Source organism: Pseudomonas sp. LFM046 (genome assembly GCF_000949385.2).
In the GTDB taxonomy this organism is placed as follows: Bacteria; Pseudomonadota; Gammaproteobacteria; order Pseudomonadales; family Pseudomonadaceae; genus Metapseudomonas.
The window spans coordinates 5115646-5129857 of sequence record NZ_JYKO02000001.1 but is presented as its reverse complement, the minus strand read 5'-3'; the positions used below and the strand labels follow the sequence as shown (position 1 = coordinate 5129857).

At 64.9% G+C, this 14212-nt stretch carries 13 protein-coding genes; 8 read left to right on the top strand and 5 right to left on the bottom strand.

Features of this window, described 5'->3' with window-relative positions; genetic code table 11:
* Positions 1-62 precede the first annotated feature (62 nt).
* The 4 genes from TQ98_RS23650 (at position 63) to TQ98_RS23635 (ending at position 3875) form a co-directional block, all read left to right on the top strand.
* Complete coding sequence (locus tag TQ98_RS23650) at positions 63-956, top strand: PA4780 family RIO1-like protein kinase (protein WP_044873943.1); 894 nt, start codon at positions 63-65, stop codon at positions 954-956.
* A gap of 66 nt (positions 957-1022) precedes the next feature.
* A complete protein-coding gene (bfr, locus tag TQ98_RS23645; RefSeq protein WP_044873944.1) occupies positions 1023-1487 on the top strand; it encodes a bacterioferritin in 465 nt (154 codons plus the stop codon).
* A 144-nt stretch (positions 1488-1631) separates the two neighbouring features.
* Complete coding sequence (locus TQ98_RS23640) at positions 1632-2498, top strand: sterol desaturase family protein (RefSeq protein ID WP_044873945.1); 867 nt, start codon at positions 1632-1634, stop codon at positions 2496-2498.
* A 474-nt stretch (positions 2499-2972) separates the two neighbouring features.
* On the top strand, positions 2973-3875 hold the full coding sequence (locus TQ98_RS23635; RefSeq protein WP_044873946.1) for an EamA family transporter: 903 nt from the start codon (positions 2973-2975) through the stop codon (positions 3873-3875).
* On the opposite strand, the gene cueR is transcribed toward TQ98_RS23635, so the two are convergent.
* The 3 genes from cueR to TQ98_RS23620 form a co-directional block, all read right to left on the bottom strand.
* Positions 3841-4242: a Cu(I)-responsive transcriptional regulator gene (gene cueR / locus TQ98_RS23630; RefSeq protein WP_103103072.1), complete on the bottom strand. Its 402-nt coding sequence runs from the start codon at positions 4240-4242 to the stop codon at positions 3841-3843. The two genes, TQ98_RS23635 and cueR, sit on opposite strands and share 35 nt — an antisense overlap.
* A 71-nt stretch (positions 4243-4313) precedes the next feature.
* Positions 4314-6698 (bottom strand): heavy metal translocating P-type ATPase, encoded by a 2385-nt coding sequence (locus TQ98_RS23625; protein WP_044873949.1) that lies wholly within the window; start codon positions 6696-6698, stop codon positions 4314-4316.
* Positions 6699-6759: 61 nt separating this feature from the next.
* Positions 6760-7131 (bottom strand): hypothetical protein, encoded by a 372-nt coding sequence (locus TQ98_RS23620; protein WP_044873950.1) that lies wholly within the window; start codon positions 7129-7131, stop codon positions 6760-6762.
* 148 nt (positions 7132-7279) lie between these two features.
* Here TQ98_RS23620 and TQ98_RS23615 point away from each other — a divergent pair, with 148 nt between their 5' ends.
* On the top strand, positions 7280-7477 hold the full coding sequence (locus TQ98_RS23615) for a cation transporter (protein ID WP_044873951.1): 198 nt from the start codon (positions 7280-7282) through the stop codon (positions 7475-7477).
* A gap of 103 nt (positions 7478-7580) precedes the next feature.
* On the opposite strand, the gene TQ98_RS23610 is transcribed toward TQ98_RS23615, so the two are convergent.
* Positions 7581-8201, bottom strand: a complete 621-nt coding sequence (locus TQ98_RS23610) for a TetR family transcriptional regulator (RefSeq protein WP_044873952.1) — start codon at positions 8199-8201, stop codon at positions 7581-7583.
* Between the two features lie 144 nt (positions 8202-8345).
* On the opposite strand from TQ98_RS23610, the gene TQ98_RS23605 reads away from it, so the two are divergent.
* The 3 genes from TQ98_RS23605 (at position 8346) to TQ98_RS23595 (ending at position 13977) form a co-directional block, all read left to right on the top strand.
* Positions 8346-9521 (top strand): efflux RND transporter periplasmic adaptor subunit, encoded by a 1176-nt coding sequence (locus TQ98_RS23605; protein WP_044873953.1) that lies wholly within the window; start codon positions 8346-8348, stop codon positions 9519-9521.
* Between the two features lie 13 nt (positions 9522-9534).
* A complete protein-coding gene (locus TQ98_RS23600) occupies positions 9535-12675 on the top strand; it encodes an efflux RND transporter permease subunit (protein ID WP_044873954.1) in 3141 nt (1046 codons plus the stop codon).
* A 111-nt stretch (positions 12676-12786) separates the two neighbouring features.
* Entirely contained in the window at positions 12787-13977 is a 1191-nt protein-coding gene (locus TQ98_RS23595; RefSeq protein WP_044874143.1) for a Bcr/CflA family multidrug efflux MFS transporter, read from the top strand.
* On the opposite strand, the gene TQ98_RS28195 is transcribed toward TQ98_RS23595, so the two are convergent.
* Positions 13974-14153, bottom strand: coding sequence for a hypothetical protein (locus tag TQ98_RS28195; RefSeq protein WP_082073275.1), 180 nt, complete (start codon positions 14151-14153; stop codon positions 13974-13976). The two genes, TQ98_RS23595 and TQ98_RS28195, sit on opposite strands and share 4 nt — an antisense overlap.
* Positions 14154-14212: the final 59 nt, after the last annotated feature.

Here is a 14212-nt window from a genome sequence, read left to right as displayed (position 1 = left end):
AGGCATGCCGTATAACGTCGCCCCAGTGTTCTCCATCTCCCAGGATCGCCCGCTGCACCTCCATGAAGACCCCGAAACGCCTTGAGCCACTGCTGGAAGATGGCCTGATCGATGAAGTCCTGCGCCCGCTGATGAGCGGCAAGGAAGCCTCCGTCTACGTGGTGCGCTGCGGCAGCGAGCTGCGTTGCGCCAAGGTCTACAAGGAGGCCAACAAGCGGGGTTTCCGCCAGGCCGCCGAGTACCAGGAAGGTCGCAAGGTCCGCAACAGCCGGGACGCCCGCGCCATGGCCAAGGGCTCGAAGTACGGTCGTCGCGAGCGTGAAGACGCCTGGCAGAACGCCGAGGTGGCCGCGCTGTTCCGTCTGGCCGGCGCCGGGGTGCGGGTACCCAAGCCCTACGACTTCCTCGACGGTGTGCTGTTGATGGAGCTGGTCAGCGACGGTGAGGGGGATGCCGCGCCTCGCCTGAACGATGTCGACCTGACGCCTGAGGACGCCCGTGAATTCCACACCTTCATGATCGGCGAGATCGTGAAGATGCTCTGCGCCGGCCTGGTCCATGGCGACCTGTCCGAGTTCAACGTGCTGCTCGACCCCTACGGCCCGGTGATCATCGATTTGCCCCAGGCGGTGGACGCCGCCGGCAATAATCATGCGTTCCGCATGCTGGAGCGCGATGTCGGCAACATGGCCGCTTATTTCGGTCAGTTCGCCCCCGAGTTGAAGTACACCCGCTACGCCAAGGAAATGTGGGCGCTCTTCGAAGAGGGCAAGCTGACCCCGGAATCCCCGCTTACCGGCCAGTTCGCCGAACCCGAGGACGCCGCCGACCTCGACGCCGTGATGCGCGAAATCAAGGCCGCCCTGGCCGACGAAGCCCGGCGTCAGGCGGCGCTGGCCGAACAGGACGCGCCAACTGTGCGGGAAGAGCCGACGCCACCGTGGCTGCGCGATTGAGTCCGACTTGACCAGACCGGGTCGGCACACGATCCTTGCTCATTGGTTTTTTCAGGAGATGTGGCGATGCAAGGCCAAGCCGAAGTGGTGGACTACCTCAAGGACCTGTTGCGCGGCGAACTGGCTGCCCGGGACCAGTACTTCCTGCACTCGCGGATGTACCAGGACTGGGGCTTCAACAAGCTGTTCGAGCGCATCAACCACGAGATGGAAGAGGAAACCCAGCACGCCGATGCCCTGCTGCAACGCATCCTGTTCCTGGAAGCCACTCCGGACATGCGTCCGAAGACCATCCACCCCGGCCACACCGTGCCGGATATGCTGCGCGCCGACCTCAAGCTGGAATACGAAGTGCGCGCCGCGCTGAGCAAGGGCATCACCCTGTGCGAGAAGCACAAGGACTACATCAGCCGCGACATCCTCGCCGTCCAGCTCAAGGACACCGAGGAAGACCATGCCTACTGGCTGGAGCAGCAGCTGGGCCTGATCGACCGCATCGGCTTGCAGAACTATTTGCAGTCGCAGGCTTGAGCCTGATCAAGCTGAACCGGAAAGGGCCGCGATTGCGGCCCTTTTTTGTTATTGGATGGAAAGGTCAGTTCAAATACTAATCTGTAACACATTGTTTCCCGTGAATGGGCGCAGTAGTATTGCCGCTTCAAGAATGAGGTTGCAATGGAAGAGTTCATTCAGTGGGCAAAGGTAATACTTGAAAGTAATTTAAAGACACTTGCTATTGTGGCATCCATCAGTGGCGTCTGTTGGTTGATCGAGTCGTGCAGGCCATCGACGGTTGATGTCGGGTTAAAAGGTAGATGGCATAATCTCTGTGTTTTTACTTACTTGCTGATCGGCATGGTGATCAGTGCCCCCTTCATTACCTGGTACAGCCAACTGCTTCCGAGTGTGGCTCTTATAGATCAGGTCTTTCCCGGTTGGCGGAGCGAAGGGCTGCTGGGGGCTGTAGTTGCCACGGTCATTTATGCACTGGTCTGGGACTTCTTCCAGTACTGGACCCATCGTCTGGAACATAAATTTTCCGTGCTGTGGAAGTTTCATCGTATTCACCACAGCGATGCCCACATGAATTCAACGACTTCCCTGCGGCAGAGTGTTGGGGGCGCCCTGCTTGGCTTCATGTTTACCCATATTCCAACCATAGCGGTATGTGGAGGTGGCATGCTCCCTTATCTGGGCTCACTGATACTTTTCAGCTGCTGGGGGTATTTCAACCATGCCAATCTTCGCGTTTCGCTGGGCGTGATGACTTTCGTCCTTTCTGGCCCTCAATTACACAGATTGCATCATGGTCGGGACTGCAGTTATCACAACTGCAATTACGCAGCATTCTTTCCCTTCCTGGATTACATATTCGGAACGCTCCGGGCGCCCGAGGGCAATGAATGGGTGGAAACCGGCATCGACAACGATCGCTCGCCGCAGACACCATTCAGGCAATCCTTCCTTTCGTGGCTGGATGAAAAACCGGCAAGCTCGGAGACGCTTCGCGTTAGCGATGGACATCTTTCACAGGGCTCGTAGTGAGCAGTGAAAATTCTGTGGGGGCCGAAAGTGGGGGCTCAGGCCCTTGGGCCTAAGATCTATTTGCAGTCGCAGGCTTGAGCCTGATCAAGCTGAACCGGAAAGGGCCGCGATTGCGGCCCTTTTTGTTGGGGCGGCGTTGCCGCCCTTTCGCGATTGAAATCGCTCCTACAAGGGACGGTGCGAGTCACCCCTCTCCAGTCCGTAACCCGGATGCAATCCGGGAAAGTCCAACCGCCTGCTACGGGCTCCCCGTAGGGTGGACCACGCTTCACCGGTCCACCTTTCGCGGTTCGCCTGGGCGCCATTGGTGGATGTGAAAAGCGACATCCACCCTACGACCTGCGTGGCGAATGAATCCGCCCCCTCAGGCATCGGCGCTCAATACAGCCCCAACAGTTTTCCCATCCATCTGTATCCATACATTTCCGACCCCGGCTGCTAGCGTGTTGTCCAACGTTCGGAGCCCATTCCATGCCATTCCCGCACATTCTCCTGGCCCTGCTGGTCACCCTGATCTGGGGCGTCAATTTCGTGTTTATCAAAGTCGGCCTGGAGCATTTCCCGCCCCTGCTGTTCTGCGCCCTGCGCTTCGCCCTTGCGGCGATGCCGCTGCTGTTCTTGCGTGGGCCGATGCCGGCGCCGTTCTGGCGCATCGTGCAGATCGGCATGCTGCTCGGGGTGATCAAGTTCGGCATCCTGTTCGTGGGCATGCACCTGGGGATGCCGGCGGGGCTGTCGTCACTGGTGCTGCAGAGCCAGGTGTTCTTCACCATCCTGCTGGCTGCCCTGTTCCTCGGTGAGCGCCCCGCCCGCCGGAGCCTGGTGGGGCTGGTGCTGGCGGCGTCGGGCCTGGTGCTGATCGGGCTAAACCGGCCGCTGGGGGACAGCCTGCTGGCGTTCATGCTGGTGATCGTCGCGGCGCTGGCCTGGGCGTTCGCCAATATCGCCACCAAGCGCAGTGGTGCGACGGACATGTTGCGGCTGATCTGTTGGGTCAGCCTGATCCCGCCGCTGCCCCTGCTGGCGCTGTCCTACTTCCTGGAGGGGCCGGAGGCCATCGTCGCAGCGCTGACCCATCCCAGCTGGGCCGGGCTCGGCGCGCTGCTTAACGTCGCCTTCCTCGCCACCACTGTCGGCTACGGCTTGTGGAGCTTCCTGCTGCATCGCTACCCGGCCAGCCTTGTGACGCCCTTCGCGCTGGCCGTTCCGGTATCGGGGTTGCTGGCCGGCTGGCTGCTGCTGGGTGAGCAACTCAGCACGTCGGGCTGGCTGGCCTGCGTGCTGGTGTTCATAGGCCTGGCGGTCACCGTCCTGCCAAAGGATGTGCTGGGCCGCGTCTTCAGTGGCAGCCGCCGCCCGACTCCAAGTCCTTGAGGATCGGGCAGTCGGGGCGCTGATCGCCGTGGCAGTGGTCCACCAGTTCCTGCAGGGTGTCCCGCAACCCGGCCAGTTCGGCGATCTTGCGGTTCAGCGCCTCGATGTGGTCGCGGGCCAGGGCCTTCACGTCGGCGCTGGCGCGCTGGCGGTCCTGCCAGAGTTCCAGGAGCCGGCCCACTTCTTCCAGTGAGAAGCCCAGGTCCCGCGAGCGCTTGATGAAGGCCAGGGTGTGCAGGTCCTGGCCGTTGTACTGGCGATAGCCGCTGTCGGTGCGTCCCGCTTCCGGCAGCAGGCCGATGCCTTCGTAGTAGCGGATCATCTTGGCGGTCAGCCCGCTTTTCTTGGCGGCTTGGCCGATGTTCATACGCATTTCCTCTAATCGTTGGGCGCCCCATCGGCGCGCTTGGCGAATGAATTCGCCCCTACAGGTGCGCGTCAGTCGTTCGGCTTCCAGGTTTTCAGCAGCAGCGCATTGCTCACCACGCTGACGCTGGACAGGGCCATGGCCGCGCCCGCCACGACCGGGCTGAGCAGGCCGGCAGCGGCAAGCGGGATGCCCACCAGGTTGTAGATGAAGGCCCAGAACAGGTTCTGGCGGATCTTTGCATAGGTGCGTCCGGAGATATCCAGGGCCGCCGGCACCAGACGCGGGTCGCCGCGCATCAGGGTGATGCCGGCCGCGTGCATGGCCACGTCCGTGCCGCCGCCCATGGCGATGCCGACGTCAGCGGCGGCGAGGGCCGGGGCGTCGTTGATGCCGTCGCCCACCATGGCCACCACCGCGCCATTCGCCTTGAGCGCGGCCACGGTGGCGGCCTTGTCCGCCGGCAGCACTTCGGCATGGACGGATTCGATGCCCAGGGCGCCGGCCACCGCCTTCGCGCTGCCCCGGTTGTCGCCGGTGATCAGGTGGCTGTGGATGGCGCGCTCACGCAGGGCTTCCACGGCTTGCGCAGCGCCGGGCTTGAGGGTGTCGCCGAAGGCGAAGAGGCCGAGCACGCGCCGCTCCGGTTCCAGTTCCAACAGCCAGGACAGGGTGCGGCCTTCGGCTTCCCATTCACCGGCGCGTGTGGCCAGTTCTCCGGCTGGCAGCTGTTGTTCATCCAGCAGGCGGCGGTTGCCCAGAGCCAGCAGGCGTCCGTCCACTCGACCCTGGATGCCACGCCCGGCCAAGGCCTGGCTGGCGTTCACGGCGGGGGCTTCCAGGTGGCGCTCGGCGCAGGCGTCCAGCACCGCTTTGGCCAGGGGGTGTTCGCTGCCGCGTTGCAGTGCGCCGGCCAGTTGCAGCAGTTCGGCCTCGTCGCCATTGCTCGCGGCCAGATGGGCGATGCGCGGGCTGCCGGAGGTCAGGGTACCGGTCTTGTCGAAGGCCACTGCTTGTACGGCGTGGGCCACTTCCAGGGCTTCGGCGTCCTTGATCAGGATGCCGTGGCGCGCCGCCACGCCGGTGCCGGCCATGATCGCGGTGGGGGTGGCGAGGCCCAGGGCGCACGGGCAGGCGATCACCAGCACGGCGACGGCGTTGATCAGCGCGGTTTCGATACCCGCGCCGGCCAGCAGCCAGCCGGCCAGGGTGACGAAGGCAATCAGCAGCACGGCGGGGACGAACACCTGGCTGACCCGGTCCACCAGCTTCTGGATGGGCGCCTTGGCGGCCTGGGCGTCTTCCACCAGGCGGATGATGCGTGCCAGCACAGTCTCGCCGCCCAGCGCGGTGGTGCGTACCACCAGGCGGCCCTCGCCGTTGATGGCGCCGGCGGTGACGCGGTCGCCGGGTTGCTTGGGCACCGGCAGGCTTTCGCCGCTGATCAGGGCTTCGTCGGCATGACTCTGGCCCTCGTTCACCTCGCCGTCGGCAGGGAAGCGCTCGCCGGGTTTCACTACCAGCAGGTCCCCCAGTTGCAGCGCGGCGATGGCGACGTCTTCCTCGCGGCCGTCGCGCAGGCGGGTGGCGCGTTCCGGGCGCAGGGCTTCCAGGGCACGGATGGCGGCGCTGGTCTGGCGCTTGGCGCGGCTTTCCAGGTACTTGCCCAGCAACACCAAGGCGATCACCACGGCCGAGGCCTCGAAGTAGAGATGAGGGACATGGCCGGGATGGGCCGCCCACCACTGGTAGAGGCTGAGGCCGTAGCCGGCGCTGGTGCCGATGGCCACCAGCAGGTCCATGTTGCCGGCGCCCGCTTTCACCGCCTTCCAGGCGGCGCGGTAGAAACGCGCACCGAGGATGAATTGCACCGGTGTGGCCAGGGCGAACTGCGCCCAGGCCGGCAGCATCCAGTGCAGGCCGAACCATTCCAGCACCATGGGGACCACCAGCGGCACGGCCAGGGCGAGGGCCAGCAGCACCGCCCAGCGTTCGCGACGCAGACGGGCCTCGGCGTCGTCCACCGGCGGCTGGGCCTCGTCCATCAGGCTGGCGGTATAGCCGGCGGCTTCAATGGCCTGGATCAGGCGGGCGCTGTCGGGCTGGCCGAACAGCTGCAGGTGGGCGCGCTCGCTGGCCAGGTTCACGGTCACCTCGGCCACGCCCGGTACCTTGCGCAGGGCCCGTTCGACGCGGCCGACGCAGCTGGCGCAGGTCATGCCGCCGATGGCCAGTTCCAGGCGTTGGGCCGGCACCTGGTAGCCGGCGGCTTCCACGGCCGCCACCAGGGCGGGCAGGCTGTCGCCGGGCGCCTCCACGCGGGCCCGTTCGGTCGCGAGGTTCACGTTGGCGGAATGCACGCCCGGCACCTTGGCCAAGGCGCGCTCGACTCGCCCGGCGCAGCTGGCGCAGGTCATCCCGGAGATGGGCAGGTCGAATGCGGTGGAACTGGTCATGGCTGATCCTCCTTAACTGGCGCCTAGGATCAACCTTGACACAAGGGAAAGGTCAAGCCCCTCACTGCGCAGCTTTGGTCGGAATCAGGTAGAGCCCTTCGGTGCTCTGCGCGAGGCGGAATTTGCGGACCTCGCCGGCCACCAGAGTGATGGTCTGCTGGCGATACTGCTCGATGCCCGGCTTGCAGCGGCCCGGACCGAGCAGGCTGAGGCGAATGGACAGCGGGCCGGGTGGCAGGTTGAAGGAGACCATCTGGCCCTGCACCAGCCGCGCGGCCAACTGGTCTTCCAGATAGAGGCCAACGTCGCAGGCGGTGGCGAGCTCCAGGCGCTCGCGGGAAATGATCAGCACGCCGTAGTCGACGGCGGGCTGCGCCTGGGCCAACAACGGCGAGGCGAACAGGGCAAGGAGGGCAGGGCGGAGGCCGTACATGGCGAGAATCTCCTGCGAACTGGGCAGCTTTCAGTCTAGTTCTGCGCAACGAACTCGCCGAATGCAGGCGGTTTTCCACAGGGCCTTGACCTTGCCACGGCGGGAAGGATGAGACTGGCGCCAGGTTCCACGCTCAAGGAGAACGACCATGCAGGTATTCAAGGTTCAAGGCATGTCCTGCGGCCATTGCGTCCGCGCCATCACCCAGGCCGTGCAGGCCCGCGACCAGGCCGCCGAGGTGCAGGTGGACCTGGCGGCGGGTGAGGTGCGGGTGGCCAGCCGCCTGGTGGAAGAGCAGGTGCTGGAGGCCATTCGCGAAGAGGGGTATCAGGCCGAAGCGGCCTGAGGCCCGTTGCGGCTGAGCTGGCGAAGCCCAACATGTTCGGTCGAGACACCGGTGTTGGGCTTCGTTCCTCCGCGCCAACCTACGGGACCGCGTTGCGGTCCTTTCAATCCCAATCCTTCACCAGCCCCCGGAACAGCGCATCCACCATGGGCTCCGCGTCCCGCAGCGGATCGAACAGCTTCGGGTCGCGGGTCCAGTCGCTGAACAGCCCGACCACCAGTCCGTGCACCGCCCGGGATGCCTGTTGCGGCGTCAGCCCGGCGTGCAGTCGTTCGCGGCAGGCGGGGCGGTCGAACAGCTTTTCGCAGAGCTGGATGAACTGGTCGACGAAGGCGTAGTGGCGCTCCTCGGCTTCCCGCAGTTCTTCGGTGAATTCGCAGCGGTGCAGCAGGATGTTGAAGATGCGCCCTCGCTGCTCGTCCCGCGCCAGGCTGACGATGGCCTCCACACAGAGGTCGCGTAGCGACATCACCGCGTCCTGGCCGTTGCAGCCGCACAGGCGGTCGATCATCTGCTCCTGGGGCAGGCGCACCTGGGACAGCATTTCGTGGAACAGGTGGGCCTTGTTCTGGAAATGCCAGTAGACCGCGCCCCGGGTCACTCCGGCGGCCCGGGCGATCTGTTCCAGAGAGGTATGAGCCACGCCGTTTTCAAGGAAAAGGAGCTCGGCAGCAGTAAGAATTGCGACGCGCGTCTTTTCGGCTTCTTCTTTCGTTTTGCGCATAGCAGGTAGGCTATTAGTGTCTAGGCTTCTTGTTTGGGGAACGGAGTTTACCGATTTTGGTCGGTGTGGCGCCGTTTACAAACAGAGTTGAATTTTTATGCCACATGCCTCGCATGTGGGTTCGGCGCCGTATGGAGACACTTTATGCCGTTTGCTCGTTACCTTCCCTTCCGCCTTGCGCTTTTCGCGGCAAGCTTCAGCCTGGCCGGCCTCGCCGGCGCCGCTGATGCACCGTCCGCCGCTCCGCCTGCCCCCGAGGTGGTCGTGGAAATCGTCAAGGCCAGCCCGTTGCCATTGGTGCTGGAGTATGCCGGTCGTACGGCGGGCTTTCGTGAAGTGGAAGTGCGGGCGCAGGTCAGTGGGATCCTCCAGCAGCGGACCTACACCGAAGGCAGCCGGGTGAAGCAGGGGCAAATTCTGTTCCGCATCGACCCGCGCACCTACGAGGCGGCCCTGGCCCGGGCCAAGGGCGCCCTGGCCCAGGAACAGGCGCGCTACCGGCAGACCGAGCGTGACCTCAAGCGGACCCGCGAACTGCAGAAGAAGGGCTATGCCAGCGAAAGCGAGCTGGACAACGCCATCTCCAACTTCGAACAGAGCAAGGCCAACGTCGAAGCCGCCCAGGCCGAGGTGAAGGCCCGTCAGATCGACCTCGACTACACCACGGTGGAAGCGCCCATCTCCGGCATGACCAGCAAGGAGACCCGCTCCGAAGGCAGCCTGGTGGTGGCGGGTGATCCCAACGGCAGTCTGCTGACCCAGCTGACCCAGCTCGATCCCATTTACGTCAACTTCGCCTACCCGGACACCGAGGCCGAGCGCCTGCGCGAAGGCGTCAAGAATGGCAGCGTGGAGCTGCCGCCGGACGGCATGCTCAGCGCGGACCTGAAGTTCGGCGATGGCTCCACCTACCCGCTCACCGGCCGGGTGGACTTCACCGACAGCTTCGTCAACACCGGCACCGGTACCGTCAGTGCGCGCGCCGTGGTGCCCAACCCGGAACAGAAACTGCTGCCTGGCATGTTCGTTCGGGTGCTGGTGAAGGGCTTCACCCGTCCGCAGGCGATCACCCTGCCCGAGCGCGCCCTGGCCCAGGGGCCGCGTGGCACCTTCGTCTACGTGGTGGACAAGGAAGGCATGGCGCGGGTGCGCCAGGTGAAGACCGGTGATACGCGTAACGGTCGCTGGGTGATCGAGTCCGGCATCACGGCCGGCGACCGGGTAATCGTCGAGGGCCTGCCCAAGGTACGCCCGGACACCCCGGTGAAGGCGGTCGAAGCCGACAAGGCAACCGCTGAACAATCCGCCAAACAATCCTGAAGGAGCGCTCGCCGTGATCTCGCGTTTCTTCATTGACCGGCCGGTGTTCGCCGCGGTCATCTCCATCGTCGTCGTGCTCGCCGGCCTCGCCGCCATGCGCGCACTGCCCATCGCCCAGTACCCGGAGATCCTTCCGCCCCAGGTCTCGGTCTCTGCGTCCTACCCCGGCGCCAGCTCCCAGGTGATCGCGGAAACCGTGGCCGCGCCTCTGGAACAGCAAATCAACGGCGTGGAGGGCATGATCTACCAGCTGTCCAACTCCGACAGCAGCGGCGCCATGAGCCTGACCGTGTACTTCGAGGTGGGTCGTGATCCGGACCAGGCCACCATCGACGTCAACAACAAGGTCCAGGCCGCCCTGGCCAAGCTGCCGGAAGAAGTGCGCCGGCAGGGGGTGAAGGTGGAGAAGAAATCCTCCGACATCCTCCAGGTGGTCACCCTCTATTCGCCGGACAACTCCCGCGACCCGATCTACATCAGCAACTACGCGTTGATCAACGTGATCGACGAGCTGAAGCGGATTCCCGGCGTGGGTGAGGCCAGCCAGTTCGGCTCCAAGGACTACTCCATGCGCATCTGGCTGCGCCCGGACAAGCTGGCGCAGTACGACCTGACACCGGCGGACGTGGTCGACGCCATCCGCGAGCAGAACTCCCAGTTCGCCGCCGGCAGCTTCGGCCAGCAACCGCTGAACCAGCCCCAGGACTTCACCTACACGGTGACCACCCAGGGCCGCTTCACCGATCCCAGGGAGTTCGAAAACGTCATCCTGCGCTCCGACGCCACCGGCGCCAGCCTGCTGCTCAAAGACGTGGCGCGGGTGGAACTGGGGGCCCAGGATTACTCGCTGATGACCGCCCTGAACGGTCAGCAGAACGCGGCGTTCGGTATCTACCTGCAGCCGGGCGCCAACGCCCTGGATACCGCCGAAGCCGTGAAGACGACCATGGAGCGGCTGGCCAAGCGCTTCCCCTCGGGCATCGCCTACAAGATCCCCTACGACACCACCAAATTCGTGGAGGTCTCGATCGAGGAGGTGATCCACACCTTCTTCGAGGCCCTGGTGCTGGTGGTGCTGGTGGTCTTCATCTTCCTGCAGAACTGGCGCGCCACCCTGATCCCGGTGCTGGCGATTCCGGTGTCCCTGATCGGCACCTTCGCCGGCATGTACCTGCTCGGGTTCTCCATCAACCTGCTGACCCTCTTCGGCATGGTGCTGGCCATCGGTATCGTGGTGGACGACGCCATCGTGGTGATCGAGAACGTCGAACGGGTGATGGCGACCAAGAAGATCGGCCCGCGTGAGGCGGCGATCGAGGCCATGGAAGAGGTGACCGGACCGATCATCGCCATCGTGCTGGTGCTCTGTGCGGTGTTCATTCCGGTGGGCTTCCTCGGCGGCCTGGCGGGGCAGATGTACCAGCAGTTCGCGATCACCATTGCGGTATCCGTGGTGATCTCCGGCATCGTCGCCCTGACCCTGTCGCCAGCGCTCTGCGCCCTGATGCTCAAGCCTGGCCATGGAGAGCCGGCGGCGCCCTTCCGCTGGTTCAACACCTTCTTCGAGCGCATGACCGATGGCTATGGCGCCGGCGTGCAGTTCTTCCTCAAGCGCGCCATGATCGGCCTGCTGTTGTTCGGCGGGATGATCGGTTTGTTGATCATTCTCTTTGGCCGCGTGCCCGGCGCCCTGGTGCCAGACGAGGACCAGGGCTACGTGATCAACGCGTACTTCCTGCCGCCGGCGGCTTCGCTGACCCGTACCGAAGAGCTGACCAGCGCCGTCGATGAGCAACTGATGAAACACCCGGCGGTGCAGGACGTCGTCACCTTCGCCGGCTTCGACATCCTCACCTTCGGCACCCGCAGCAACGCCGGCGTGTCCTTCGTGCCGCTGAAGGACTGGAGCGAGCGCACCACCCCCGAGCTGGACGCCCGTAACCTGACCCACACCTTCATGGGCATGGGCGCCGGGCAGAAGGACGGCATCGTGCTGTCGTTCAACCCTCCGCCCATCACCGGCATGAGTACCACCGGCGGTTTCGAGGCCTACATCCAGGACCGCAGCGGCGGCACCGTGCAGCAGTTGCAGCAAGTGGTGCAGAAGTTCGTCGCGGCGGCGGCCAAGCGTCCTGAACTGGCCGGGGTGAACACCACCTTCAACGCCAACGTGCCGCAGTACTACATCGACCTCGACCGCACCAAGGCGCGGGCCCTGGGCGTGGCGATCAACGATGTGTTCACCGCCATGCAGGCCACCTTCGGCAGTTACTACGTCAACGACTTCACCCTCTACGGCCGTACCTGGCAGGTGAGCCTGCAGTCGGAGCCGGAGTTCCGCCGCAAGCCGGATGACCTCAGCCAGGTCTATGTGCGTTCGTCCACGGACGACCTGGTGCCGCTGTCGTCCCTGGTACGGGTGGAGCGCATCCTCGGGCCGGACTCCTACGCCCGCTTCAACGTCTACCCGGCGGCCAAGGTGCTCGGCGGGCCGGCGCCGGGCTACAGCTCCGGCCAGGCCCTGGAAGCCATGCAGGAAGTCGCGGACGAGGTACTGGGCGAGGATTACAGCCTCGGCTGGATCGGCTCGGCCTACCAGGAACTGGCGACCCACGGTTCGGGCAGCATTGCCTTCGTCTTCGGCCTGATCATGGTGTTCCTGATCCTCGCCGCCCAGTACGAGCGCTGGACCCTGCCGTTGGCGGTGGTCACCGCGGTGCCCTTCGCGGTGTTCGGCGCCATCCTCGCGGTGTGGCTGCGGGGTATCCAGAACGACGTGTACTTCCAGGTCGGCCTGGTGACCCTGATCGGCCTGGGGGCGAAGAACGCCATCCTCATCGTCGAGTTCGCCGTGCTCTGCCGCGAGCAGGGCATGGGGCCGGTGGAAGCTGCGCTGGAAGCGGCCAAGCTGCGCTTCCGACCGATCGTGATGACCTCGCTGGCATTCATCCTCGGTTGCGTGCCGCTGGCCATCAGCTCCGGCGCCGGCTCGGCGAGCCGTCACTCCATCGGCACCGGCGTGATCGGCGGCATGCTTGCCGCCACCCTCCTGGCTACCTTCCTCATCCCCATGTTCTTCATGCTGGTGGAAAAGGCGTCGGACTGGGTGGACCGCAAGAAGACGCCCAAGGCGGTCGAGGTGCACGAGGGCTGACTGATCGTGGGGGCGAATGAGTTCGCCCCCACACAGAAATGAACACGAGGCCCTGACATCCCCTGTTACTATCTGGCGCCTGATCCGCAAGGGATGGCGCCCGATACCACCATGACGTTCCGCATTCTCCTGCTCCTTGGCGCCCTCAGCGCCTTCGGCCCGATGGCCATCGACTTCTACCTGCCCAGCTTCCCGGCCATGGCCGAGGCCTTCACCACCGACGTGGAGCATGTGCAGCTCACCCTGGCGTCCTATTTCATCGGCCTGGCCTTCGGTCAGCTCCTCTATGGCCCGCTCGCGGATCGCTTCGGTCGTCGCCCGCCGTTGTTGCTGGGCGTGACCATCTTCACCCTCGCCTCGGTGGCCTGTGCCCATGCACCCAGCCTGGAATGGCTGATCGGTGCGCGCTTCGTCCAGGCCCTGGGTGGCTGCGCCGGTATGGTGGTGGCCCGGGCCGTGGTACGTGACCTGTGCGATCCCATCGCCTCGGCCAAGGCGTTTTCGCAGTTGATGCTGGTGATGGGGCTGGCACCGATCCTGGCGCCGCTGGGTGGAGGCGTGCTGCTGGAACTGTTCGGCTGGCAGTCGATCTTCTGGGGCCTGGCGCTGTTCAGCGCCCTGGTGCTCCTGGGCATTGCCGCCTGGCTGCCGGAAACCCTCTCAGGCGCTACTCCCCGGGCGCCCCTGAGCGGTGCCCTCGGGCAGTACCGGCGGCTGTTCGGTGACTGGCAGTTCCTGGCGTACGGGATGACCGGGGGCCTGGCCATCGCCGGGATGTTCGCCTACATCGCCGGCTCGCCCTTCGTCTTCATCCAGCTCTACGGCGTTGCGCCAGAACATTTCGGCTGGCTGTTCGGTACCAACGCGGCGGGGTTCATCCTGGTGGGCCAGGTGAACACCGTGCTGCTGCGCCATCGCGGCCCGGCGTTCTGGATGCGGCGGGTGGTCTGGGTCCACTTTGTATGCGCGCTGGCGTTGCTGCTGGTGTCCAGCCTGCGTACCGAGTCACTCTGGCCGCTGCTGCTGCCCTTGTTCGGCTGCATCGCCAGCCTGGGGTGCATCCTGCCCAACGCCTCGGCCTGCGCCATGGCCGGTCAAGGCCAGAACGCAGGCAGCGCTTCGGCGCTGATGGGCAGTTTGCAGTTCGGTGTGGCGGCGGGCGCCGCCGCTCTGGTGGGGGCGCTGCACAATGGCAGCGCCGTGCCCCTGGCCCTGGTCATCAGCCTCTGCGCTTGCGGGGCCGTCGCCTGTGCGCTGATGACCTGGCGCCTCGACCGCACGGGTCGGGCGCCCTTGGGCTAACTCGCTATTCGTCGAGACCATTCCGGCAACGTATGGGGCGCCTTCAGGCGCTCCTCGAGGACGCTCACAAAGCGGCGTGCTTCGGCTTCGCTACGGAAGCTCACCGCATGCTGATCAAGGCAGACTTGCCAAGCGGAACCCTGCAAGGTGGTAGACGGACGAACGAGAATCTTCACCTCAGTCATCTCCCAAATATGTGGCGGGGAAACTGAGTGTAGACCTGCCCCAGTGACAG